Below are 22,257 nucleotides of genomic sequence, written 5' to 3'. Positions count from 1 at the left end.
CCCCGCACGCCGCGTCACGCCGGCTCCTCGACCACGGCGGCACAGGCGCCCTCGGCCGCCTCGCCCTGCTGGTGGCCGTCGATCAGCCGCACCGCGTGCTGCGCCGACTCGATCGCCCCCTCGATCCAGGCGGGGTGGCTGGAGCAGTGCTCGCCGGCGAAGAAGAGCCGCCCCTGGGGCCTTGCCACCATCTCCCGCTCGGCCTCGCAGGAGTCGGCGTCCTTGCCCCAGCGGACCGCCGCCGCCCCCAGCGAGGAGGGTTCGGTGCCCCAGACCTGGTCGGCCACGCCCAGCAGCATGCCCGGCCGGCGCAGCTCCGGGTGCACGGCGGCGACCTCGTCCAGCACCGCCGCGAGCCGGGCCCGGCGGCCCAGCCGGCAGAGCCGGTCGGCGTCCTGGCCGATGGTGTAGCTGGCGAGCAGCGCGGCGCCGAGCTTCGGGTCGCCCTCCACCGGCGGGTAGTAGGTCTGCCGGCTCAGCCCGCCGGTGAAGGAGGCGCCGCCGGTGATGCCGTCCCGCTCCCAGAACGCCTCCCGGCAGTGGAAGGCCACCTTGGTGGCCGCCCAGTAGCGCTGGCCGTGGATCGCGGCCAGCTTCTCCTCGTCCAACCCGGCCAGCTCCAGGCCGCGCAGCACCGAGAACGGTATGGTGCACAGCACGTAGTCGCAGAGCCGCCCGGCGGACCCGAAGCCGTGCCTGGTGTGCACCTGGACCCCGTGCTCGGCCACCGCCAGCCCGGTGACCTCCTTGCCGCAGCGCACCGGACCGCTGATCCGCTCGCGCAGCCGGTGGACCAGCTGGTCCATGCCGCCACTGAGCCGCATCAGGGTCGAACTGGTCTCGTTGACGATGTCGTCCACGAAGCGGTAGAGCCGGCCGCGGCAGCCGGCTCTGATCCCCGGGTGGTCGGCGAACAGGGCGCGCAGGTCTATCAGTTCGCCGCCGGCCCCGGGCGCCCGCACGTAGTCGGTCAGGTCGATCCCGGCGACCAGGCCCATCAGCTCGCCGTCCAGGCCGCGCCGGATGCTGTCCCGGAAGTCGCTGGGGGCAAGGGCGTTGACGCGTACCGCCATCCAGGCACCGAAGAGCAGGGTCTGCTCGTCGTACTCCTCGAAGCGGCCTGCGGGCAGCCGACCGCGCAGCTCCTCGACCAGGATCTCGGAGGCCTCGCGGATCCGCCGGTGGCCCTGGCTGGTCTGGACGTAGGCCGCGTCGTCCTGGAAGAGCGTGGTGAACTCGCGCAGCTGGTCGGCGAGTCCGAGCTTGCGCAGGTAGCGCATGGTGCGCCGGTGGGTGGTCGGCACCCGCATCGCGCCGAGCTCCACCAGCGGGCCCTCGCGGCCCGGCACGAAGCGGTGGGTGCGGACCCGGCCGCCGACCTGGAGGTGCCCCTCCAGGATCTCGACGCTGTGGCCGAGCCGCTCCAGTTCGTAGGCCGCCACCAGGCCGGCCACCCCCGCGCCGATGACGGTGACGCGCTTGCGCGGCTGCCACGGTCCGGGCGGCCTCACCTGTTGGGCCGGAGAGTCAGGCGACATGCTCTTCCCCCTACCTTGAGCGGACCGCCCCAGTGTCGGGACTGCCGGGGCGCGGCCACATCCCCGAGACTGACGGCGGGTTGACGGCATCCGAGGGACGGGCGGGCGGTCCTGGGGCGCCGGTCGGGTCGCCACCCCACACGAACGGATGGTTTTTGGCGGCCCGCCCCGAACCACCCCGCCCGGACGGCCATGCTGGAGGCCGTCGAAGGGAGTTCGCGATGGAACGCACGGCGGCCGACGCTCACGTTCCCGGTGCCCCGGTTCCCGAGGGCGGGCCGGGCGGATCGGGCCTCATGCCCGGCCCGTTGGAGCGCGCGGTCTACGGCCTGTTCGTCAGCAGCTCGCTGGATCTGGCGGCCCGGCACGGCGTGTTCGCCCGGCTCGCCGAGCACGGCCCGAGCGGTACCGCCGAACTGGCCTGCGCCCTCGGCCTGGACGAGGACACGCTGGGCCGACTGCTCACCGTGCTGCGCGCCTTCGGCGTGCTGACCGCGGACCCGCGGGGCCGCTACAGCGTGCCCGCCGCCTCGCTCCCCTTCCTCGATCCGCGCGAGTCCCGCTACCTGGGCGGCTTCCTGCGCCACCTGATGGAGAGCACCACCGAGCGGCTGCGCCGGCTGGACGCCTGCCTGACGCTCGGCAAGGCCGGCGCCGAGGCCGCGCTCGCCGAGCCGCTGGACGAGCCGTTCGCCGACCTCTACCGGGACGCCGAGTCCACCGACCGGTTCCTGGACGCGATGTGGCAGCTCAGCTTCGACGTCTCGGCCGAGCTGGTGGAGCTCGCCCAGCTGGAGGGCGCCCGCCACCTGGTCGACGTCGGCGGCGCGGGCGGCCCGTTCGCGGTCGCCGCGCTGCTGCGCCACCCGGGGCTGCGGGCCACCGTCTTCGACCTGCCGCAGGTGGGGCCCAAGCTCGCCGAGACCGGCGCGGCCTACCGGCTCGGCGAGCGACTGTCCTTCAGCGCGGGCGACTTCCACCGCGCCGAGCTGCCGGCGGGCGACTGCCTGGCATTCGGCTACATCCTCTCGGACTGGGCCGACGACACCTGTCTCGACCTGCTGCGCAAGGCCTACCGGGCCTGCGCGCCCGGCGGCGTGGTGCTGGTGATGGACCGCCTCTTCGACGAGAGCGGCTACCTGCCGCCGGCCACCGCCGCGATGAACCTGGCCATGCACGTGGAGACCCAGGGGCGGCACCGCACCGGGGCGCACTACCTCGAACTGCTCCGGGCGGCCGGCTTCACCGGGTGCGAAGTGCGCCACACCAGCCGGGAGAAACACCTGGTGCTGGGCCGGCGGGCGGCCGGACCCGGCGGAGCGGAGCGGTGAGCGATGGACTGCCAGAACTTCGGCCCGGGTCTCGCACCGGACCGCCCCGGCCGGGTGGCGGAGATCGTCCGGCTCCAGCAGGCCCGCGGCCGCGCGGCGCTGACCGCGACCGAGCGGGCGCTGCTGGCCGACTGGTACGAGCAGACGGGCCCGGCAGGCCCGGCGGGCTCAGCAGGTTCGGTGGGCTCAGCGGGCTCGGCAGGCTCAGCGGGCTCCGCAGGCGGGGAACGCGGCCCGGCGGGCGAGGAGGAGGAGCGCACCGTGATCGCGCTGCTCACCCGCCCGTTCAGCCGCGAGGAGATCCCCGAGTACTACCGGTACACCAGCCTGCACGTCTACGACTGGTTCCTGCGCCCCTACCAGGCCGATCCGCTGCCGGCCGGCATCACCGCGCTGCGGGCCACCCTGCTCGACCTCGCCGCCAAGGAGGCCGAACCGCCACCGGAGCTGCCCGCCTTCGGGACGGCCGAGTCGACCGAGCGGCGATCACGACTGGCCGCGCTGATCAGCGAGTTGGACGAGCTGCTGGCGCAGACCGTGGCACGGAGCGAGGCGCCCTGGCCCGGCTCGCCGACTCCCGGGCTGCGGCGCCGGCTGAGCGTGCTGACCGGCTGCACCGGGTTCCCGCAGTCGCCGGAGCACCACGAGCACCTCTTCCTGCGCTCGGTCCACGCCTGCGAGGTGGTCTTCTACCTGGCCAGGTGGACGGCCTGCCAGGCGATAGCCGCGGTGCTCGCGGACGATCTCGACCGGGCGATACTGCGCACCCGGCAGACGGCGTCCTGCGCCGAGCTGCTGAACGGCATCCTGCACGTGCTGCGCACGCTCTCCCCCGAGCAGTTCATGACCTTCCGCGCGGCCACCGGCGCGGCCAGCGCCGTACAGTCGCTCAACTACCACCTGGTGGAGCTCGCGGTGTACGGGTACGACCCGCGCAAGGCGGAGGTCTTCCTTGGCATCGCCCACCTGCACGAGCTCAACAGCCGCCCCTACCGCGATCTGTGGCCGCTGCGCTCGGCCGTGCGCGCCACCGACGCGCCGGAGCTGACGGCCGCCTTCGAGGCGGTCGAGCGCGCCCTGCTGACCTGGCGGGGCCGCCACTACGGCTTCGGCGCCCGCTACCTGCCCCGCCAGTTGAAGGGCTCCGGCGGCACCGAGGGCGCCGGCTACCTCAAGCGGATCGTCGACAAGGACCCCTGCCGGCCCGGACCGGTCGGCGGCCCGCCGCCCGAGGCGATGTTCCGCTTCGCGCTCCGCTGAACCACCCCGCCCCCGGCGCGCCTGACTGACTCCTATCCTCCCACCCCCTCAAGCTATATGACACATCGTCACCTACCTCAGGAGTATGGACAGATGACCACCGCACCGATCATCTCCGCCGCCCAGGCCCGCAAGATCCTGGACGCCGCCCTGACCGAGGCGGCCGCCCTCAAGGTCGCCGTCGCGGTCGTCGTGGTGGATGCCGGCGGCAACCAGCAGACCCTGGCCCGGATGGACAGCGCGACCTTCTGGGCCACCACCGTGGCCACCCACAAGGCGGTCACCGCCGCCGGACTCGGCGTCCCCACCGCCGACTTCGGCAAGGTCGCCGGTGGCGACCCGGTCCTGCTCGCCACCATGGCAGCCCAGCCCGGCTTCGCCCTCCTCCCCGGCGGCATCCCGATCTTCGTCAACGGCGCGATCGCCGGCGCCATCGGCGTCGCGGGCGGCACCCGCGGCGAAGACCAGCCCATCGCCGAAGCCGGCGCCGCAGCCGCGGCCAGCTGACCGCCCACACCGTCCCCCGGCCCCCGCTCCGGCCCGCGCCGCAGCGGGGGCGCTGCGCTGCCCCGGCCGGCGGGTCGGCCGGCTCGATGCACCGTCATCGCCCCCCGGTCGCCGGGGGAACGGTCACTGGTTGCCCGAGTAGTTCTGCGGGCCCGCCGCATCGACTGCGGCGTACGCTGCGGCGTCCGTCCATGGCGCAGCGCTCTTGTCGGTGCCCAGGCTGATGTAGATGGCCAGCGAGTGGATCAGATAGCGGTGATGGTTGGTGACATAGCCGGACTGGGTGGCCTGGTCGGTGTTCTCACGATCGTTGCAGATCTGGGAGCCCGCTCCGGTATCCGGACACCAGAGGCCCCAGTCACCGTCGTACGCGTGAGAGAGGGAGTTGTGGCTTGCCGTGGCGGTCTGGGTATCCGCCATCGGCTCCACTTCGACGTCCACCATGATGTGTGACTGTGAGTCGGTGTAGGTCCCGACGATCTGGTTGACGCAGCTGCCATTGCGCAGCACGGTCTGTACGGCTTGGCTCTCGTGGCTGGTCAGGCAGCTCTGGGACGATCCGCTGTTCCTGGTGTAGACCACGCCTTTCGAGTCCGTGAACGAGTCGGGCAGCAGCGCCTCGCTGGTCAGCGGGGTCTGATCGATCCGGGAGCTGTCGAGCGAAGCCGGATCGAAGGACGGGGTGGTGGGGGCCAACGTGGGCGGAGCGTAGGTCGGCGCGACGTACGTCGGCGGGGCGTACGTCGGCGGGGCATAGGTCGGCGCGACGTACGTCGGCGGGGCGTACGTCGGCGGGGCGTACGTCGGCGGGGCATAGGTCGGCGGGGCGTACGAGGTGGGCGGTGCGGTCGGCGTGGGGCCCGGGGCGGCGTTGGCCTGACTCCTGGGCGCCGTGCAGAGCCGCACCTCCTGGCCGGCGGGGCCGACGAGGATGGTGCTGTCGGTCGAGCCGTCCCACCCGGCGAGGCCGGCGCAGGCGTTGGTCTGCCCGGTGGCGGCGGAGAGCTGCTGGAGCACCTTCCGGTCGGCGGCTGCGGAGAAGCAGGGAACCTCCGCCCAGCCGTGCTGGGGATCCTGGTGCAGGCAGTCGCCCTGATGCGCGGAGGCAGCGTCGCCGGACAGGCCCATCGTGTCGGTCACGAAGGCGGCGAAGCCCTGATTCCCGTGGTAGAGCCAGGCAAGGATGCCCACGATGACGGCCAGGCTGAGCAGGAGGCCGGCCCGGGCCTCGGAACGAGGAGCGGGCCGCGCCGGCCGCGCCGGTCTCTGGGGAGGCGGCACCCTCGTGCGTCCGTCCCCCTTGAGCCCCTCCCCCTTGAGGCCCTCGCCCCTGAACCCCTCCCCCGGGAAGACCTTGGTGGGAGGGGACGGCGGCAGGACCACGGTGGTCGGCTCGTTGAGCAGGACGCGCGCCTTGGCGATGGTCGGCCGATCAGCGGGGTTCTTCGCGATCAGCTGGGTGATCAGCGGTGCCATCCACTCGGCGCGCCGTGGCGGTGGAGCCTCCTCGCTGAGCACCGCATGGAGTGAACCGAGAAGGGTCTCGCGCCGGAACGGCGAGATTCCCTCCAGTGCGTGATAGAGCGTCACCCCGAGCGAAAAGAGGTCGCCCGCGGTGCCGCCCTCCTCGCCGCGGGCTCGTTCGGGGGCCAGATATTCAGCCGAGCCGATGATCATGCCGGTTGTGGTCAAGCCACTGTCGGGCTGGAAGTGCGCGATCCCGAAATCGGTGAGCAGAACGGCCCCGTCGTCGGCGAACATGACGTTGGCGGGCTTGATGTCCCGGTGCACGATCCGCTTGCCGTGCGCGGCTTCGAGCGCATCGAGCAGTGCGGTGGCGATCCGCTTGACGGTGGCCACCGGCAGCGGGCCGTCGGCCAGCACCTCATGGAGCGAGCGGCCGTCGATGAACTGCATGACGATCCACGGGACTTCGTGCTCGATCAGGAAGTCGTAGACAGTGACGATGTTCGGGTGGTCGCGCAACTTCTGGGCGTTGCGCGCTTCGCGCTGGGCCCGTTCGAGGTGGCGCTCGTACTCAGCCTCACTGGAAGCGAACGGGAGCCGGATCTCCTTCATGGCCACGGACGCGTCGCCGAGTCTCAGGTCATGGGCCAGCCAGACCCGCCCGGCTCCGCCGGCCCCCAGCACCTTGACCAGCCGGTAGCGTTCGGCGATGACGGCCCCAGGTTCCGCGTCCAGCCTCATGCAACACCCCCCGATGTCTCACGAGTCGCCACGCCGGAGTCGGGCCAGCGAGTGCGAACGGGGTACTTCTACCGCGATGTTGGCCACGGGTCAACCAACCGTATCCGGTCGCGGGTGACCTGACGGCCCGGGAGCGGCGCACAGGAGGATCAGTGAACGACGCCCCACCCTTGGAGGGCATCGAGCACGCGCACCGCGTAGAGCACGCCCATCCGCTCAGCCGCCTCTTCTCGGGTCAGCCACGCGACAGCCGTCGACTCCAGCGAGAACGGTCCAACATCGTCCTCCACCAGCGCCGCTCCCCCGCTACGCTGCCCTCATGGCGATCAAGGCTGTCGTGTTCGACGTAGGGGAGACCCTGACCAGCGACACCCGGTACTGGGCGGACTGGGCCAGCTGGCTGGGCATCCCGCCACACACCATGTCCGCGCTGGTCGGTGGCGTCCTCGCGCGGGGCCTCGACAACGCCGAGGCGATCCGGATCCTCAAGCCTGGCTGCGACGTGCCAACGGAGTGGGAGGCCCGGCGGGCCGCAGGCCACGACGAGCACCTCGACGAGACGGACCTGTACCCCGACGTTCGCCCCGCCCTCCAGCAACTGAAGGAGAGCGGGCTGTGGGTCGGTGTCGCCGGCAACCAGAACCAGCAGGCCGGCCAGTCGCTCCGCAGGCTGATGCTGCCCGTCGACGGCATCGCGACCTCAGCCGAATGGGGCGTCGCGAAGCCCAGCAGCGCCTTCTTCGAGCGCATCATCGACTGGGTGCCCGCAAAGCCAGGGGAGATCGTCTACGTCGGCGATCACCCGGCCAATGACATCACCCCGGCTCGCGCGGCCGGCCTTCGCGCAGCACACCTTCGTCGCGGCCCAATCGGTCTCACCATCACCGCCGCTGATGCCGACTGGACGGTCGACTCCCTCACTGAACTGGCTGCCTTGCTGGCCCGAGTATGAATAATCGCCCCAGCACTGCGTGATGGGACAGTTCTGGTGCCCGGGCCGTGAGACCTGGGTACCGTTCCGAGTGGTCGCACGGAACGGAGACCGATATGCCCAGTACTGTCCTTCTCGGGTACCGGATCGCTTCAGCTCGCGCGATGACAGGCCTGACTCGCAGCCAAGTGAGCCAAGTGTCAGGCGTTTCGGTCAGCATGCTGCGGAAGATCGAGGGCGGCGAGCGCGCCCCCAGCGACGCGCTGCTCGACGCGCTCGCCGAGGCCCTGGGGACAACGGCCGATGAGCTTCTGGGAGGACCCGGCCGGACGGACAGTCGCGTCCACCGGATGATCCCCGACCTCCGGGGCACACTCGCATCCTACGACTCGCCGGACGACGGCCCGGTACGGCCGATCGAACAACTGGCGATCACGGTGGATGAGATGACCGAGCACCGCGTCAACTCCCGCTATGGGCAGCTGATCGAGCTGGCCCCTGCGCTACTCGGAGAGCTCTTCCGTGCCATCGACCAGGCTGCTGGCGTTGAGCGGCGGCGGGCGGCCCGGCTGGCCGTCCTTGCGCTTCGCTCAGCCGACGCTGTCGCATACAAGTACGGGTACGTGGACCTCTCCGCACGGCTCATCGAGCTCATGCGGTGGGCAGCCGGAATCACCGAGGACGCCGTCCTTGATGCGGTCGCAGCCTATGTGCGCACCGAGGTCTTCTTCGCCTCCAATCGCCTCAGTGCGGGTCTTAAGGCACTCCAGGGGGCTGTCGATCGGGTCTCCACACCGGGGACGGTCGCGCTCTCGGCTGCTGCTGCGGCGCTGCACATGCGGGCAGCTGTCGTGGCCGGCCGGATGCGGGACGCCGGGCAAGCCCGAGAGCATCTGGCCAGCGCCGAACTTCTCGCGCGGCAGCTCCCGGAGCAACTGTACGACGGGACCGCGATCGGTCCGGACTCACTGCAGATCCACCGCCTGTCCGTCGCGGTCGAACTCAATGATTCTGCAGACCTCAGCCATGCCGTCTCCGAGGCGAGTCGCTGGGCACCCCCGCGCGATCTACCGGCTGAGCGTCGAAGTCACTACTACATCGACCTCGGTCGGGCGCAGGTGCAACTTGGCCAGCGTGAGCACGCCCTTGAGTCGCTGCAGGTCGCCCGCCGGATTGCGCCTCAGCACGTCCGAGAGCACGGGCAGGTCCGCTCGGAACTGGCCACCCTGCTCCGACTTTCCCGGGGGCGGAACGAGGAGCTGCGGGCGTTCTGTCAGTGGGCACACGCGGCCTGACGATGTGCCACCGATTGTGGCACTTGGCCCCTTGACGGCGGTCGATGATCCCCACGTGACCACAGCAGCAGCAGCTCCAGTCGAAGCCATCATCCCCGTGCGCCTGCACGGCCAAGCGTGCATCACCTGCGGCCGCACAGAGGGCCCTCTCGCCTTCGTCGGCTACGTCCACACGCAGTCCGGCAAGGCACGACTGGGATGGCCGGTCGTGGCGTGCCCTGAGCACCTTCGCGAAGCCGAGGTGGCCCAGTGATGCCCCTGAGGCCCAGTCCCCCGATCGACGCCTGCCACACCGACCTCTACGTCAGCGCCGCCACCTTCCTCACCGAGTACGGCCTCCACCCCGACCCCGCCGCCTACCTCACGCACGGGTACGTGGACCTGTGCCTGTCCGCCTGGCCGACCGCGTCCGCTGCCGAACTCGACCTCGCCACCCGGTGGGCGCTGTGGACGTGGATCGTCGACGACGTCTTCGACGCAGAGCTGCTGAGCGAATCGCGGCAGGTGGTGGGCGAGTTCGCCCTCTCCCTCCTCCTGGTCGCCGGTGGCAGCACTCGCCCCGGGCACGGCGACCACCCCGCCGTCCACGCGCTCGCCGGCCTCGCCGCCGACACTCGCGCGACGATGCCCGCCCACTGGTGGCAGCGCTACCTGGCCCACCTGGAGAGCTGGGTCCACGCCGCCTCCGCCAAGCTGCTCGACTTCGTCCAGCCCCAGCGCACGCCCACCCTCCGCCAGTATCTGACGATCCGTCCAGTCGACGGTGGCATGCTCCTCGCCGCTATGTGGTGCGAACTGGCCGAACGGTGCGTCACACCCGACTGGAACGACGCCCTCGTGCAGTCCCTCCTGCGCAGCTTCTCCACCGTCGGATGCCTGATCAACGACCTCGCCGCCGGCAACGCCGACTCCTTCACCGCCGCGGGCGCCCTGTGCGCCAGCCAGAGACTGCCACCAGCCCAGGCGCAGAAGCAGGTGCGGGACGTACTGGACGCCGAAGAGCGCCGCTTCTGGTGGCTCTACATGGCCGTCCGCGACGACGAACTCCACACCACCACCCACCACTTCGCCCGAGCGCTCGACCACTTCCGTCACGCCCTCGCCAACTGGACCCGAGTCAGCTCGCGCTACACGACCGCCCCCGCCCCGGTGGGCGAACCGACCGACGCATCAGCTGAAATGAATGGCAAGTTCTTGTAGCCTCACATCCGTTGACGCCATCTCCGTGGCACTGCGATGCTCTGGGCAGCACATATGAACGTCTGAGCAGCACCCCCTCACCCGATCACCACGGAAAGGGCTCAACTCTCATGCGCCGTACCGCTGCTGTCATGATGACAACGCTGCTGGCCTCCGCCGCGGCCCTCACCCTCCCCGCCGCTGCCCAGGCGGCGGCCCCGACGAGCACCAAGGCGGCGCCGGCCACTGCCCAGGACGGCGGGTGCAGCGCCTTCAACAACGGTGGCGGCTCGGCCATCGGGATCTGTACGGGCATCAACCCCCTGCAGTCCTGGCACGTGCAGGCGACGTGCACGTGGTACGTCAACGGCACGGGCCCGTACGTGATGATCGCCCAGGGCGCCACGATCGTCGGCACCGGCCAGAGCATCGCGTTCTGCGGCATCGACAAGACGATCTCGTTCCCGCAGGTCGTCTTCACCGGCGTGGTGACCCCGCCGCCCCCGCCGGTGGCCGGGCCGCAGGGCCAGATCACCGGGTATGTCGGCAAGTGCATCGACGACGCGGGCGCGAAGACCAACAACGGCAACCCGATCCAGATCTACGACTGCAACGGCAGCAACGCCCAGCACTGGACGGTCGGGGTCGACGGGACACTGCGCGTGCTCGGCAAGTGCATGGACGTGACGGGCGGCGGCACCGCCAACCACACCATGGTGCAGCTCTACGACTGCAACGGCACCGGCTCGCAGCAGTGGAAGCCGCAGCCCAACGGCTCGCTGCTCAACCCGCAGTCCGGCCGCTGCCTGGACGACCTGGGCTTCGGCACCAACAACGGCAACCAGCTCGGCATCTGGGACTGCAACGGCGCGGCCAACCAGAACTGGGCGCTGCCCCACTGAGCCACCCCGCACGGCCTGACGGCCCCGGCCGTCAGGCCTCCAGCGCCCCCAGGGGCATGAACTTCGCCGCCTGCTCCTCCGCCAGGAAGTCCAGCAGCAGCTGGTTCACCAGTGCCGGCTTCTCCAGCGGCGCCACATGCGAAGTGCCCGGGACCACCGCGAGCTGGGCGTCCGGCAGTGCGGTGGCGACCGCAGCGCTGTGCTCCACCCGCACGCCGTCGTCGTCGCCCTGCATCACCAGCACCGGCATCGACAGCTGCGCCAGCCGCTCGAAGCCGAAGTCCGGCTCCTCGCGCCACATCTGCAGCCACTTCTCGAAGACGACCGGGAAGTGCTCGGGCCCGTCCGGCGAGAGCGGCTCGTACTGCGGGCGGAGCATCGAGTCGAGCAGCACGGTCCCGGCCGCGCTCAGCAGCGCCTGATCGGCCTCCGTTCCGCCGTCACGCCGGACCCCCGAGCTGATCAGGACCAGCTTGCGGACCAGGTCGGGCCGCCGCAGCGCGAGCCAGAGCGCGACCTGGCCGCCGGCGCTCCAGCCGACCAGGTGCACCGGCCCGGTCCCCAGCTCGTCCAGGAAGGCCGCGGTGTCCTCGGCCATCAGCTCGCTGGTCACCGGGCCGGGCAGGTCGTGGGTCCGCCCGTGTCCGCGGCGCTCCGGCGCGTAGACCCGGTAGCGCTCGGCCAGCGCGGACACTTGGGCCCACCAGCTGTCGGCGGTGACGCCCCCGCCGTGCAGCAGCACCACCGGCTCGCCCTCCCCCTGCACCTCGTAGTAGGTCCGCAGGCCACCGGTCGTCAGGTACTCACCCATGATCTCTCCCCCTCAGGCGACTTGAGCATTGCTCAGGAGCATCATAGGCACACCGCTTGAGCTAAGCTCAAGTAGATCGACCGGTCGACAGGAGAGGAATCGGGCCAAGGCTCATGGCGCTGCACCGCGAGGACGTCATCGAGGCCGCGCTCGATCTGCTGGACGAGGTCGGGCTCGACAAGCTCACCACCCGGGCGCTGACCACCCGGCTCGGCGTGGCGCCCGGTGCGCTCTACTGGCACGTGAAGAGCAAGGCGGAGCTGCTGTCCGCGATCGCGGACCGGATCATGCGCGAGGCCTACGGAACCCCGGGCAACGCAACGGACGACGCCCCGGGCGACTGGGTCGAGCAGACCACCGCCTTCGCGCACCGCACCCGCCGCGCGATGCTGGCCCGCCGCGACGGCGCCCGGGTGGTGGCCGGCCACCTCCCGCTGACGGCCGCCGCACTGGACGCCAGCGAGGCGGGCCTGGCCCTGCTGCGCGCCACCGGCCTGCCGCTCGCACAGGCGGCGTACTTCGGCCACACCGTCGCCAGCTACGTCACCGGCTTCGCCCTCCAGGAGCAGGCCGCGCCCACCCCGGCGCCCGACCTGCCGGCGATCGAGCCGGAGCGCTATCCGCACATGGCGGCCTGGGCCGCCGAGAAGCCGGCCGAGAAGGACGCGGCGTTCACCGCCGGCCTCGCACTGATCATCGGCGGCCTGCGGGCCGAACTCGCCGCGGACGCCTGAACCGCAGGCGCCCGAATCGCAGGCGCCCGAACCGCGAGCATCCGAACCGCGGACGCCCGAACCGCGAGCGCACCCGCCGCCGGCGCGCCCGAGCCGAACGATCAGGCGGAGAGCAGCGCCTGCCCCACCGGCTCCACGATCGCGCAGTGCGTGGCGACCTCGTCCAGTCGCAGCCCCAGCGCCGCGGCCAGCGCGACCACCGTGAAGAACGCCGGGGTCGGCGCCCGGCCGGTCTCGATCTTGCGCAGCGTCTCGGCCGACAGCCCGGCCTGCGCCGCGACCTCGACCATGCTGCGGTCGCCGCGGGCCCGACGCAGCAGAGCGCCGAGCCGTTCGCCGCGTTCGCGTTCCTGCGGAGTGAGAGGAGTACGCACCATGGCCGTTATTCTAATGCCGTGATACAAATACCGGTATAAGAATTGGCAGGGCCGGTGCCGCGACATGTCCGCACCTGGCCCGACCTGGCCCGATGGAGGCGACCGGAGATGGTGGAGATCAAGTCGGATGCGTCGCTGGACGCGATGCGCGCGGCCGGCCGAGTCGTGGGCGAGGCCCTCGCGGCCGTGCGCCGAGCGGCGGACGTGCGAGTCTCGCTCAGGGAGCTGGACGAGGTGGCGCGCGAGGTCCTGCGCGAGGCGGGCGCCGACTCGCCGTTCCTGAACTACCGCCCGAGCTTCGCCGACACCCCGTTCCCGGCGGTGATCTGCGCCTCCGTCAACGACGCGATCGTGCACGGCATCCCGACGGACTACCGGCTGCGGGACGGCGACCTGGTGAGCATCGACTGCGGCGCCCTGCTCGGCGGCTGGGCGGGCGACGCGGCCGTCAGTTTCACCGTCGGCACCCCGCGCCCGGCCGACCTGGCCCTGATCGAGACCACCGAGCGCGCGCTGGCCGCGGGCATCGCCGCCGCGGTGGTCGGCGCCCGGCTCGGCGACATCTCGCACGCGATCGGCAGCGTCGGCCGGGCCGCCGGCTACGGGATCCCGGCCGACTTCGGCGGCCACGGCATCGGCCGCCGCATGCACGAGGACCCGCACCTGCCCAACGACGGCCGCCCCGGACGCGGCATGCGGCTGCAGCACGGCATGGTGCTGGCGATCGAGCCGATGTTCCTGGCCGGGGGCCGCGGCGACTACGACACCGCCCCGGACGGCTGGACCCTGGTCACCACCGACGGCAGCCGCGCCGCCCACGCCGAGCACACGGTCGCGATCACCGACGAGGGCCCGCGCATCCTGACCCTGCCGTGACGGGCCGGGCGGCCGGGCGGCGACCGGCCGGGCGACACGCCGCCCGGACCCCCGATCTCTTGACATCAAGATAAATCAGGGAGCAAGCTCTCCCTGTAGATATCTTGATGTCGAGATACTTGGGAGCCCGCCATGTCCGCTGCCGACGCCACGCCCGCCAACGCCCCCGCCAACCCCTCGGCCAACGCCCCCGCCTGGGACCCCCAGCAGTACCTCCGGTTCGCCGACGAGCGCACCCGCCCGCTGCGCGAGCTGCTCGGCCGGGTACCGGAGCTGCCCGCCGACCCGGTCGTGCTCGACATCGGCTGCGGACCGGGCAACTCGACGGCGGGCATCCGCCACCGGTGGCCGGCCGCGAAGATCACCGGCATCGACAACTCCGCCGAGATGCTCGCCACCGCCCGCTCCGCGCAGGGCGAGCCGAGCGCCGACTACCTGCTCGCCGACGCCGGGACCTACGACCCCGCACCGGCGGCGCCCGACCTGATCGTCTCCAACGCCACGCTGCAGTGGGTCGACGGCCACCTCGGCCTGCTGCCCCGCTGGGCCGCCGCGCTCAAGCCGGGCGGCGTGCTCGCCTTCCAGGTCCCGGGCAACTTCGAGGCGCCCAGCCACGTGCTGCTGGGCGAGCTGCGCAGCAGTGCGCGCTGGCGCGACCGGCTCGGCACCGAGGCCGTCCGCGCCGGGGTGCACGAGCCCGGCGCCTATCTGGAGGCGCTGCTCGCCGCGGGCTGCACGCCCGATGTCTGGGAGACCACCTACAGCACCCTGCTGACCGGACCCGACCCCGTCCTCGAATGGACCAAGGGCACCGCGCTGCGCCCGGTCCTGGCCCGGCTCACCGATCCGGCCGAGCGCGCCGCCTTCCTGGCCGAGTACGCCGCCCTGCTGCGCGAGGCCTACCCGGCCGGACCGCACGGCACGGTCTTCCCGTTCCGCCGGATCTTCGCGGTGGGCGTGCGCACCGCCTGATCAGCCCCGCCCCTCCCGGCCCTGGCCCTGGCCCTGGCCCGGACCGTCGCCCTCGCCGGACGCCTCGCCGGGCACCTCGCCCGCGCGCTCCGGCTCGGTGAGCCCGCTGCGCTCCGCGAGCACTCCGCCCTGGAACCGGCTCTCCGCGCCCAGGGTGAGCAGCACGTCGGCGATGTGCCGCCGGCAGGTGCGCAGCGACATGCCGAGCCGGCGCGCGATCACCTCGTCCTTGACCCCCTCGGCGAGCATCCCCACCAGCGCGCGCCGCAGGCTGTCGCCGACCTCGCGGTAGGCGGCCTCGCTGGCGCCGTGGAACGGCGTGGCGGTGGCCCAGAGCTGGTCGAAGACCCGGCACAGGTAGCCGACGATGTCCGGGTCGCGGACCAGCACCGCCCCCTCTCCCGAGCCGCCCTCGGCGCGGGCCGGCAGGAAGGCCACCGAACGGTCGAAGACCACCGCCCGGTCGGGCAGCTCGGGCGCGGTGCGGTACTGGGCGCCGGAGGCGGTCAGGGTCTCCACGTAGCTCTGGGTAGCGAGGTTGGCGCGGGCCGAGTGCTGGTAGAGGGTCCGCATCCGCACGCCCCGCCCCAGCATCGCCAGGTCACGGCTGACCGCCTCCGCCAGCCGGCCGGGCTGCCGGCCGCCGCCGGGCTGGATGGTGAACACCTCCTCGCGGCACCGGGCGGACTCCTCGGTGAGCATCGCGGAGACGGTGCGCAGGTCCGGCAGCCGGTCGGTGCCGACCTGCCGGCCGCGCTCGCGCAGCGAGGAGCGGTAGCGCGGCATCAGCGCGTGCAGCTCGTCGCGGATGGCCTGCGCGTGCGAGCTGGCCTCGGCGATCCGCGCCTCCAGCGGGCCGAGCGCCTCGGCGGCGGCGGCCTCGGGGCTGGTGGGGATGAGCAGCTCGGGGCGGCCCGGCGCCGGGCGGAGCAGGCGCAGCGCGAGCAGCGTGTGCCGGGCGTGGCGGACCTGCTCGGGGGTCAGGCCGGCCGGCCACGCCGCCGTCCCGCCGTCGCCGGAGGCACCGCCCGGCACACCACCGGCCGCACTGCCCGACGCGCCCGCGCCCTCGTCCGCACCCTCGCCCACGGCCTCGCCCGCACCCTCGCCCGCGGTCCCGGAACGGCCCCCGGCGGAGCTCCCGGGCGAGCCCCCAGCGAGGCCCTCGTCGAGGCCCCCGTGGGTGAGTACGTGATCGAACAGCGCGAGGGCCGTCATGTCGAGCTCCGGCAGCTGCTCGAACTCTGTACCGTTTTGCACGATTCACCCCTGTTTGCGACCCCCGAAACTCTCTGCCATGCACGCTATTGCCATCCTGCCCAGCTGGAAAAGCGCACCCCCGGCAGGGTGGACTGGTCTCCCGGGTCCGGGCAACGCTCCCACCACCCGGCATCCAACGCTCGACCGGCCAGTTGCGCCGCCGACGCGACCTTGACGACTCCGACTCACAGGAGCTGGCCCGTGGCCTCGATCCTCCGCCGCTGCGGCACCTCGGTGCTGCTCGCCGCCGCCGTTCTGATCCCCGTCGGCGCCGCTGCCCACCTCGGTCTGCCCGCCAAGGCGACGACCAACCACGGCCGGACCGTCGCCCTCCCCGACACCAGCTGGGGCGACGAGTACAAGCCGAAGCCCGTCCTGAACTGACCGGTTCCCCGACCGGCCCGTCCGCGCACCACTCTCAAGGAGTATCCCGGTGACCCTCGTCCCCTCGCCGAGCGCCGCCCTCAGGCTGTCCCGTCCCGTCCCGCGCCCCTGGGCGGACGACAACGGCTGGCTGATCGACCCGGCAGCCTGAGCAGCAGTCTGCCGGACACCTCCCGGGCCCGACCGGCCCGGCGGTGGCCTTCGTACAGCACCGAGCACACACAGCACGCGCAGCACACAGAGCACAGAGCACAGAGCACAGAGCACAGAGCACATGAAGGTACCCCTGCCCGGCGTCCGGGCAGGGGTACCTTCATGTGGTCACCGGCGGACGAGCCGTCAGATGGTGGCCGTGTCGATCACGAAGCGGTAGCGCACGTCGCTCTTCAGCACGCGCTCGTAGGCCTCGTTGATCTGCGCCGCCCCGATCACCTCGATCTCCGAGCCGATGCCGTGCTGCGCGCAGAAGTCCAGCATCTCCTGGGTCTCGCGGATGCCGCCGATCATCGAGCCGGAGAGCGACTTGCGCCCGGGGATCAGCGCGAACGGCGCCACCTCCATCGGGTGCTCGGGGCCGCCGATCTGCACCAGGGTGCCGCCGGTGCGCAGCAGGCTCAGGTAGGCGTTGAGGTCGAGGTTGGCGGAGACGGTGTTGAGGATCAGGTCGAAGCTGCCCGCCAGCTGCTCGAAGGTGGCCGGGTCGCTGGTCGCGTAGTAGTGGTCCGCGCCCAGCCGCAGGCCGTCCTCGCGCTTGCTCAGGGTCTGGCTGAGCACGGTGACCTCGGCGCCGAGCGCGTGGGCGATCTTGACGCCCATGTGCCCGAGGCCGCCCAGGCCGATGATGGCGAGCTTGGTGCCCGGTCCGGCGTTCCAGTGCGCGAGCGGCGAGTAGAGGGTGATGCCGGCGCACAGCAGCGGGGCGGCCTCGTCCAGCTCGATGCCCTCGGGGATCCGCAGCACGTAGTTCTCGTCCACCACGATGTGCGTCGAGTAGCCGCCGTAGGTGGGCTCGCCGTCGCGACCGCGGCTGTTGTAGGTGCTGAACTGCCCGCCGGAACCGGTGCAGTACTGCTCCTCACCGGCCTTGCAGTTCTCGCACTCGCGGCAGGAGTCGATGAAGCACCCGACGCCGACCCGGTCGCCCACCGCATACTTGCCGACCGCCGAACCGACCTCGGTCACCACACCGGCGATCTCGTGACCCGGCACCATCGGGTAGGTGCCCACGCCCCAGTCGGCGTTGACCTGGTGGATGTCGGAGTGGCAGATGCCGGCGAACTTGATCTCGATCAGGACATCGTGCTCACCCACCGCGCGGCGCGGGATGGTGGTCTTGGCGAGCGGGGCCTTCGGGGCGGGGGAGGCATAAGCAGCGACAGTGGTGTGGGTCATGACCAGAAGTCTGCCAAGCACCGAGGGGCCGAACCAGGCCGTCCTCCGCCTACGATCGCTGTGCGTACCACTGGCAGTATCACCCTCGTCCATACTTGACGTCATGGACCAGCGCACCGAACTGAGTGAGTTCCTCCGTTCCCGCCGGGCCCGGCTTCGCCCCGAGGACGTCGGGCTCGCCCACTACGGCGGCCGCCGCCGGGTACCCGGGCTGCGCCGGGAGGAGCTGGCCCAGCTGGCCGGGGTCAGCGCGGCGTACTACACCCGCCTCGAGCAGGGCCACGGCGAGAACGTGTCGACCGCCGTGCTGGACGCGATCTCCGGCGCGCTGAGACTGGGGCAGGCCGAGCGCGAGCACCTGGCCCGGCTCGTCCGCCCGGTGCGCCGGCGCGGCTACACCGCCACCAAACCGCAGGTGCTGCGGCCCGAGCTGCAGAACCTGATGGACACGATGGAGACCGTGCCCGCCTACGTGGTGGGCCGCTGGCTGGACGTGCTCGGCTGGAACCGGGCGGCGGCGGCGCTGTTCGGCGACTTCGGCGCGATGCCGGCCGAGCAGCGCAACCTGGCCTGGCAGACCTTCCGCAACCCGGCCCTGCAGGAGGTCTACGCCGACTGGCCGGGCAAGGCCGCCGACATCGTCGCCTCGCTGCGGCTGAGCGCCGGGCGCTACCCGAACGACCCGCGCCTCGGTGCGCTCTACGACGAACTCTGCGAGTCCAGCGAGGACTTCCGGCGGCTGTGGGACACCCACAACGTGTCGGAGAAGGGCCACTGCGCCAAGGAGCTGCGGCACCCGGTGGCCGGCCCGCTGACCCTGCAGCACGAGGCGTTCCGGCTGCCGGGCGACCCGGACCAGACGCTCTGCACCTATCACGCCGAGCCCGGTTCGCCCTCGGCCGAGGCGCTGCGCCTGCTCACCACCGGCACGCTCCAGTCCGCCTGACGCAGCGTCAGCTCCGGGCGTCAGGCCTCCGGGGCGACGGTCACCAGGACCTTCCCCACCACCGCGCCCTCGACCGCCGCGTGCGCGTCGGCCGTCTTCTCCAGCGGGAAGCGGTGCAGCGGCAGCCCGGCCGCCTCGCCGACCCGCAGCGCGCCGTCGGCCAGTGCGGCCGAGACCGCCGCCACGGCGTGCGCCTTCGCTTCGACGGGCATCGTGTAGACCAGCACGCCCTGCCAACGCAGGTTGGCGTCCATGATCTCGCGGACCGGGACGCGCACCTCGGCGCCGGGGTTCGCCGCGTAGCAGGCGATCACGGCGTCCGGCGCGGCCACCGCGTGGTCGAGCACGGCGTTCTGCTCGGCCGCGACCTCCACGATGACGTCCACCCCGCCGGGCGCCAGTGCGCGGATCGCGGTGGCGGCGTCCTCGGCCCGGTAGTCGACCACGTGGTGCGCACCCGCCGCGCGGGCCAGCGCGGCCTTGGCCGGGCTGCTCACGGTGGTCAGCACGGTGGCCCCGGCCCAGCGGGCCAGCTGGATCGCCGCATTGCCCACCGCGCCGGCCCCGCCCGCCACCAGCACGGTGCGGCCGTCCAGCGCGCCGGGCGCCAGCCGCTCGGGGCCCCGGTCGGCCACCGTCAGGGCGCGGTGCGCGGTGATCGCCGGGATGCCGAGCGCGGCACCCAGCTCGAAGGAGGCCGCCGCCGGGAGCGCCACGGCCTGCTGCTGCGGCACCACCGTGTACTCCTGCGCGGTGCCGTCGGCGCGCAGCCGGGCAGCCTCCCAGATCCAGACCCGCTCACCGATCCGGCCCTCCGCCACACCGGCCCCGATGGCGTCGATCACCCCCGCGCCGTCCTGGTTCGGCACCTGCGCGGTGATCCCGGGGGCCAGGCCCGCGGTGCGGCTCTTCCAGTCGGTCGGGTTGACCCCGGAGACGTGCACCCGGACCCGCACCTGCCCGGGGCCGGGCTCCGGCAACGGCCGCTCGACCAGGGCGAGGACCTCGGGGCCGCCGCCGGCGGTGTAGACGATCGCCTTCATCTTCTGTCAACTCCGGTGCTCGGGTGCGGGCATGGCTGAGGGCCCCGGGTCGGGGCGCTCCCCGCGTGCACGCTACCCGATCACCGCGGCGCGACACCGGCGGCGGGGCGGGGCGCCCGCACTGCCGGACCTGCCGGTCAGTACACCAGGTAGGCCGGGCGCCGGCCCTCGTCGTCGATCTCGCCGGCCGCCTGTGCCCGCAGCTTGTGCGACAGGTCGTCCAGCGCCCGCCAGGCGGCCACCTCCTCACCGATCCTGGCCAGTGGCCGGTCCACCGAACTGCGGACCGCCTCGCCGTGGCCCGCCAGCCCCGGGGCCCTGCTCCCGACCAGCCTGGCGTCACACCGCGTGTTCACGCCGTCTTCCTCGAAGCTCAGCTCGACATCCCAGTTGTTTCGCATGACGCGCCTCCTGCTCCCTACCAGCCTGAACCCGCCGCCCCGCCCCCGGCAAGCGGCCACCGACCATGATCGGCCGCCCCCGGCGGGCCCCCGCCCCGGCCGACGCGCCCAGCACCCGTCCCCCTTGTCCGCACCGGCCCGACTGCGGATGATCTGACGGTACGTCCGTTCCGGACGCCCCCCGAGGAGCCGCCATGCCGACCCTGCCCGAACCGCCCGAGCTGCCTGAGCCTCCCGAGCTGCCCGAGCCGCCCGAGCTGCCGGACATCCCGGACCTGCCCGACATCCCCGACCTGCCCGAAGCGCCGCAGCTGCCGGTGCCCGGCGAGCTGCCCGACATCCCCGACCTCCCGGAGCCGCCCGACCTCCCCGAACCGCCGAACCTGCCGGAGCCGCCGCAGCTGCCCGAGTAGGACCTGAGTCAGCGTCAACTTCCGTCCCAGGGAGGAGAGACGGCCGTCCTTCTCCATCCGGGGATCGATGCCACCGGCTCGGCGAAGCTGTGATGCTGGGCAGGCGCCGGGCCCCCGGCGCCCACCGAGAGGGAGCAGCATGCCGTACCGCTCGCCCACCCCCAAGCGCCGCCGCCGCGGCCTGCCGCTGGCCGCCGGGCTGCTCGCGGCCACCACCGTCCTCGCGTTCGCCCCGGCGGCCGGCGCCACCGTGCCGCCGACCGCCGCACTCTCGCTCGCACCGGTCCAGGGCCGGCCGGACACCCGGCCCGACACCGCCGCGCTCCAGCAGGAGCTGACCGCGATCCTCGCCCAGGGCGGCGCCACCAGCGCGATCGCCGAGATCCGCGAGAACGGCCAGGTCGCCTGGCGCGGCTCCGCCGGAGTCGCCCGGCTCGGCAGCAGCGCCCCCGCGCCGCTGGACGGGCGGTTCCGGGTCGGCAGCGTGACCAAGACCTTCCTGGCCACGGTGGTGCTCCAGCTCTCCGCCGAGGGCAGGGTGGGCCTGGACGACCCGATCGAGCGCTACCTGCCCGGCGTCGTCCCGAACGGCGGGGCGATCACCGTGCGCCAGGTGCTCAGCCACACCGCCGGGATCTACGACTACACCGACGACCCCCGGTTCGCCGAGGACACCGAGGCCGAGCAGGAGCAGCTGGCCACCACCGGCCGCTGGACGACCTACACCCCCGAGCAGCTGATCTCCGTCGCCACCAGCCACCCGCCGTACTTCGCCCCCGGGCAGGGCTGGCACTACTCCAACACCGACTACCAGCTGGTCGGCGAGCTGATCGACAAGGTCACCGGCCACTCCTGGCGCACCGAGGTCCAGCAGCGGATCCTGCGCCCGCTCGACCTGCGCCACACCTACCTGCCCGGCACCGCCACCCGGATCCCCGGCCCGCACGCCCACGGCTACCTCCCGCTGGCCACCGGCCCCGCCGACATCACCGACCTCAACCCCTCGGTGGCCGGCTCGGCCGGCGAGATGATCTCCACCACCGACGACCTGGCCCGCTTCAACGCCGCGCTGCTCGGCGGCCGGCTGCTGGCCCCGGCCCAGCTGGCCGAGATGACCAGCACCGTCCCGGCCGGCCAGGGCATGGACTACGGTCTCGGTCTGATGCGCGCCACGCTGCCCTGCGGCGAGGTCTGGGGCCACACCGGAGGGATCTACGGCTACCTCACCTACCTGGTCGGCGACCGCAGCGGCACCCGCCAGATCGCCCTCTCGGTGACCCCGGACGACCCGGCCCGGTTCACCGCGGTCGCCCAGGCCATCAACGCACTGGTCGGCCAGACCTTCTGCGCCGCTCCCACTGCCCCGGCACCGAGCCCCCGGGGCGGCGCCGGCCCGCAGCTGAGCCTCACCCGCTGACGAACCGCACAACGGCACCGACGCCTGGACCGGACACCACTGGGCCGGGGCCGGGCCCGGACACCCCTGGGCCGGGGCCG

The 22,257-nt window shown here is 72.5% G+C and carries 23 protein-coding genes; 14 read left to right on the top strand and 9 right to left on the bottom strand.

Annotated features, from left to right (window positions below):
* Nucleotides 1–14: 14 nt before the first annotated feature.
* Nucleotides 15–1,538, bottom strand: a complete 1,524-nt coding sequence (locus OG294_RS31230) for a flavin monoamine oxidase family protein (RefSeq protein ID WP_327069902.1) — start codon at nt 1,536–1,538, stop codon at nt 15–17.
* A gap of 221 nt (nt 1,539–1,759) precedes the next feature.
* Here OG294_RS31230 and OG294_RS31225 point away from each other — a divergent pair, with 221 nt between their 5' ends.
* The 3 genes from OG294_RS31225 to OG294_RS31215 all read left to right on the top strand — a co-directional run bounded on the left by OG294_RS31225 (nt 1,760) and on the right by OG294_RS31215 (nt 4,636).
* Nucleotides 1,760–2,869: a methyltransferase gene (locus OG294_RS31225; protein ID WP_327069901.1), complete on the top strand. Its 1,110-nt coding sequence runs from the start codon at nt 1,760–1,762 to the stop codon at nt 2,867–2,869.
* 3 nt (nt 2,870–2,872) lie between these two features.
* Complete coding sequence (locus OG294_RS31220) at nt 2,873–4,129, top strand: tryptophan 2,3-dioxygenase family protein (RefSeq protein ID WP_327069900.1); 1,257 nt, start codon at nt 2,873–2,875, stop codon at nt 4,127–4,129.
* Between the two features lie 93 nt (nt 4,130–4,222).
* Nucleotides 4,223–4,636, top strand: coding sequence for a GlcG/HbpS family heme-binding protein (locus OG294_RS31215; protein ID WP_327069899.1), 414 nt, complete (start codon nt 4,223–4,225; stop codon nt 4,634–4,636).
* 123 nt (nt 4,637–4,759) lie between these two features.
* Here the strand turns inward: OG294_RS31215 and OG294_RS31210 are convergent, their stop codons facing one another.
* Together OG294_RS31210 and OG294_RS31205 are read right to left on the bottom strand one after the other, a co-directional pair.
* Nucleotides 4,760–6,844: a serine/threonine-protein kinase gene (locus OG294_RS31210; protein WP_327069898.1), complete on the bottom strand. Its 2,085-nt coding sequence runs from the start codon at nt 6,842–6,844 to the stop codon at nt 4,760–4,762.
* Nucleotides 6,845–6,993: 149 nt separating this feature from the next.
* Entirely contained in the window at nt 6,994–7,134 is a 141-nt protein-coding gene (locus OG294_RS31205; protein WP_442789251.1) for a hypothetical protein, read from the bottom strand.
* Between the two features lie 29 nt (nt 7,135–7,163).
* Between OG294_RS31205 and OG294_RS31200 the strand changes: the two genes are divergently transcribed.
* From OG294_RS31200 to OG294_RS31185, 4 genes are all read left to right on the top strand, one after another.
* Nucleotides 7,164–7,796 carry an HAD family hydrolase gene (locus tag OG294_RS31200; protein WP_327069897.1) on the top strand — a complete coding sequence of 211 codons (633 nt, stop codon included), beginning with the start codon at nt 7,164–7,166 and terminating at the stop codon, nt 7,794–7,796.
* A gap of 95 nt (nt 7,797–7,891) precedes the next feature.
* Complete coding sequence (locus OG294_RS31195; protein ID WP_327069896.1) at nt 7,892–9,070, top strand: helix-turn-helix domain-containing protein; 1,179 nt, start codon at nt 7,892–7,894, stop codon at nt 9,068–9,070.
* A 252-nt stretch (nt 9,071–9,322) separates the two neighbouring features.
* On the top strand, nt 9,323–10,270 hold the full coding sequence (locus OG294_RS31190; protein ID WP_327069895.1) for a terpene synthase family protein: 948 nt from the start codon (nt 9,323–9,325) through the stop codon (nt 10,268–10,270).
* 131 nt (nt 10,271–10,401) lie between these two features.
* Nucleotides 10,402–11,151 carry a ricin-type beta-trefoil lectin domain protein gene (locus tag OG294_RS31185; RefSeq protein WP_327069894.1) on the top strand — a complete coding sequence of 250 codons (750 nt, stop codon included), beginning with the start codon at nt 10,402–10,404 and terminating at the stop codon, nt 11,149–11,151.
* Nucleotides 11,152–11,182: 31 nt separating this feature from the next.
* Here OG294_RS31185 and OG294_RS31180 read toward each other — a convergent pair whose 3' ends face one another.
* Complete coding sequence (locus tag OG294_RS31180) at nt 11,183–11,962, bottom strand: alpha/beta fold hydrolase (RefSeq protein ID WP_327069893.1); 780 nt, start codon at nt 11,960–11,962, stop codon at nt 11,183–11,185.
* Between the two features lie 113 nt (nt 11,963–12,075).
* Here OG294_RS31180 and OG294_RS31175 point away from each other — a divergent pair, with 113 nt between their 5' ends.
* A complete protein-coding gene (locus OG294_RS31175; protein WP_327069892.1) occupies nt 12,076–12,696 on the top strand; it encodes a TetR/AcrR family transcriptional regulator C-terminal domain-containing protein in 621 nt (206 codons plus the stop codon).
* A gap of 101 nt (nt 12,697–12,797) precedes the next feature.
* Here the strand turns inward: OG294_RS31175 and OG294_RS31170 are convergent, their stop codons facing one another.
* Nucleotides 12,798–13,073, bottom strand: coding sequence for a helix-turn-helix transcriptional regulator (locus OG294_RS31170; RefSeq protein ID WP_327069891.1), 276 nt, complete (start codon nt 13,071–13,073; stop codon nt 12,798–12,800).
* A gap of 108 nt (nt 13,074–13,181) precedes the next feature.
* On the opposite strand from OG294_RS31170, the gene map reads away from it, so the two are divergent.
* Nucleotides 13,182–13,949: a type I methionyl aminopeptidase gene (gene map / locus OG294_RS31165; RefSeq protein ID WP_327069890.1), complete on the top strand. Its 768-nt coding sequence runs from the start codon at nt 13,182–13,184 to the stop codon at nt 13,947–13,949.
* Nucleotides 13,950–14,081: 132 nt separating this feature from the next.
* Nucleotides 14,082–14,921 carry a methyltransferase domain-containing protein gene (locus OG294_RS31160; RefSeq protein ID WP_327069889.1) on the top strand — a complete coding sequence of 280 codons (840 nt, stop codon included), beginning with the start codon at nt 14,082–14,084 and terminating at the stop codon, nt 14,919–14,921.
* Here OG294_RS31160 and OG294_RS31155 read toward each other — a convergent pair whose 3' ends face one another.
* Nucleotides 14,922–16,181, bottom strand: coding sequence for a DUF6879 family protein (locus OG294_RS31155; RefSeq protein ID WP_327069888.1), 1,260 nt, complete (start codon nt 16,179–16,181; stop codon nt 14,922–14,924).
* A 201-nt stretch (nt 16,182–16,382) separates the two neighbouring features.
* On the opposite strand from OG294_RS31155, the gene OG294_RS31150 reads away from it, so the two are divergent.
* Nucleotides 16,383–16,565, top strand: coding sequence for a hypothetical protein (locus OG294_RS31150; protein ID WP_327069887.1), 183 nt, complete (start codon nt 16,383–16,385; stop codon nt 16,563–16,565).
* 339 nt (nt 16,566–16,904) lie between these two features.
* Here the strand turns inward: OG294_RS31150 and OG294_RS31145 are convergent, their stop codons facing one another.
* Nucleotides 16,905–17,957, bottom strand: coding sequence for an NAD(P)-dependent alcohol dehydrogenase (locus tag OG294_RS31145; protein WP_327069886.1), 1,053 nt, complete (start codon nt 17,955–17,957; stop codon nt 16,905–16,907).
* A gap of 103 nt (nt 17,958–18,060) precedes the next feature.
* Here OG294_RS31145 and OG294_RS31140 point away from each other — a divergent pair, with 103 nt between their 5' ends.
* Nucleotides 18,061–18,903 carry a helix-turn-helix domain-containing protein gene (locus OG294_RS31140; RefSeq protein ID WP_327069885.1) on the top strand — a complete coding sequence of 281 codons (843 nt, stop codon included), beginning with the start codon at nt 18,061–18,063 and terminating at the stop codon, nt 18,901–18,903.
* A 20-nt stretch (nt 18,904–18,923) separates the two neighbouring features.
* Here the strand turns inward: OG294_RS31140 and OG294_RS31135 are convergent, their stop codons facing one another.
* A complete protein-coding gene (locus OG294_RS31135) occupies nt 18,924–19,946 on the bottom strand; it encodes an NADPH:quinone reductase (RefSeq protein WP_327069884.1) in 1,023 nt (340 codons plus the stop codon).
* Nucleotides 19,947–20,083: 137 nt separating this feature from the next.
* The gene (locus tag OG294_RS31130; RefSeq protein ID WP_327069883.1) at nt 20,084–20,347 is read right to left on the bottom strand and encodes a dsRBD fold-containing protein; all 264 of its coding nucleotides are present in this window, start codon (nt 20,345–20,347) and stop codon (nt 20,084–20,086) included.
* A 194-nt stretch (nt 20,348–20,541) separates the two neighbouring features.
* Here OG294_RS31130 and OG294_RS31125 point away from each other — a divergent pair, with 194 nt between their 5' ends.
* Nucleotides 20,542–20,760 carry a hypothetical protein gene (locus OG294_RS31125; protein ID WP_327069882.1) on the top strand — a complete coding sequence of 73 codons (219 nt, stop codon included), beginning with the start codon at nt 20,542–20,544 and terminating at the stop codon, nt 20,758–20,760.
* A gap of 139 nt (nt 20,761–20,899) precedes the next feature.
* On the top strand, nt 20,900–22,177 hold the full coding sequence (locus tag OG294_RS31120) for a serine hydrolase domain-containing protein (RefSeq protein WP_327069881.1): 1,278 nt from the start codon (nt 20,900–20,902) through the stop codon (nt 22,175–22,177).
* Nucleotides 22,178–22,257 lie beyond the last annotated feature (80 nt).

Origin of the sequence: Kitasatospora sp. NBC_01302 (assembly GCF_035976515.1) — a bacterium.
Classification (GTDB): Bacteria; Actinomycetota; Actinomycetes; order Streptomycetales; family Streptomycetaceae; genus Kitasatospora.
The sequence above is the reverse complement of the archived record's forward strand: the minus strand, read 5'-3'. Positions and strand labels throughout refer to the sequence as shown.

Excerpts from the sequence above, each read along its gene's own strand:
- OG294_RS31160 (WP_327069889.1), top strand. The coding sequence starts at position 14,082 with ATGTCCGCTGCCGACGCCACGCCCGCCAACGCCCCCGCCAACCCCTCG.
- OG294_RS31125 (WP_327069882.1), top strand. The coding sequence starts at position 20,542 with ATGCCGACCCTGCCCGAACCGCCCGAGCTGCCTGAGCCTCCCGAGCTG.
- OG294_RS31185 (WP_327069894.1), top strand. The coding sequence starts at position 10,402 with ATGATGACAACGCTGCTGGCCTCCGCCGCGGCCCTCACCCTCCCCGCC.
- OG294_RS31210 (WP_327069898.1), bottom strand. The coding sequence starts at position 6,844 with ATGAGGCTGGACGCGGAACCTGGGGCCGTCATCGCCGAACGCTACCGG.
- OG294_RS31130 (WP_327069883.1), bottom strand. The coding sequence starts at position 20,347 with ATGCGAAACAACTGGGATGTCGAGCTGAGCTTCGAGGAAGACGGCGTG.
- map (WP_327069890.1), top strand. The coding sequence starts at position 13,182 with ATGGTGGAGATCAAGTCGGATGCGTCGCTGGACGCGATGCGCGCGGCC.
- OG294_RS31170 (WP_327069891.1), bottom strand. The coding sequence starts at position 13,073 with ATGGTGCGTACTCCTCTCACTCCGCAGGAACGCGAACGCGGCGAACGG.
- OG294_RS31230 (WP_327069902.1), bottom strand. The coding sequence starts at position 1,538 with ATGTCGCCTGACTCTCCGGCCCAACAGGTGAGGCCGCCCGGACCGTGG.
- OG294_RS31145 (WP_327069886.1), bottom strand. The coding sequence starts at position 17,957 with ATGACCCACACCACTGTCGCTGCTTATGCCTCCCCCGCCCCGAAGGCC.
- OG294_RS31140 (WP_327069885.1), top strand. The coding sequence starts at position 18,061 with ATGGACCAGCGCACCGAACTGAGTGAGTTCCTCCGTTCCCGCCGGGCC.
- OG294_RS31215 (WP_327069899.1), top strand. The coding sequence starts at position 4,223 with ATGACCACCGCACCGATCATCTCCGCCGCCCAGGCCCGCAAGATCCTG.
- OG294_RS31135 (WP_327069884.1), bottom strand. The coding sequence starts at position 19,946 with ATGAAGGCGATCGTCTACACCGCCGGCGGCGGCCCCGAGGTCCTCGCC.
- OG294_RS31190 (WP_327069895.1), top strand. The coding sequence starts at position 9,323 with ATGCCCCTGAGGCCCAGTCCCCCGATCGACGCCTGCCACACCGACCTC.
- OG294_RS31175 (WP_327069892.1), top strand. The coding sequence starts at position 12,076 with ATGGCGCTGCACCGCGAGGACGTCATCGAGGCCGCGCTCGATCTGCTG.
- OG294_RS31195 (WP_327069896.1), top strand. The coding sequence starts at position 7,892 with ATGCCCAGTACTGTCCTTCTCGGGTACCGGATCGCTTCAGCTCGCGCG.
- OG294_RS31225 (WP_327069901.1), top strand. The coding sequence starts at position 1,760 with ATGGAACGCACGGCGGCCGACGCTCACGTTCCCGGTGCCCCGGTTCCC.
- OG294_RS31220 (WP_327069900.1), top strand. The coding sequence starts at position 2,873 with ATGGACTGCCAGAACTTCGGCCCGGGTCTCGCACCGGACCGCCCCGGC.
- OG294_RS31200 (WP_327069897.1), top strand. The coding sequence starts at position 7,164 with ATGGCGATCAAGGCTGTCGTGTTCGACGTAGGGGAGACCCTGACCAGC.
- OG294_RS31120 (WP_327069881.1), top strand. The coding sequence starts at position 20,900 with ATGCCGTACCGCTCGCCCACCCCCAAGCGCCGCCGCCGCGGCCTGCCG.
- OG294_RS31180 (WP_327069893.1), bottom strand. The coding sequence starts at position 11,962 with ATGGGTGAGTACCTGACGACCGGTGGCCTGCGGACCTACTACGAGGTG.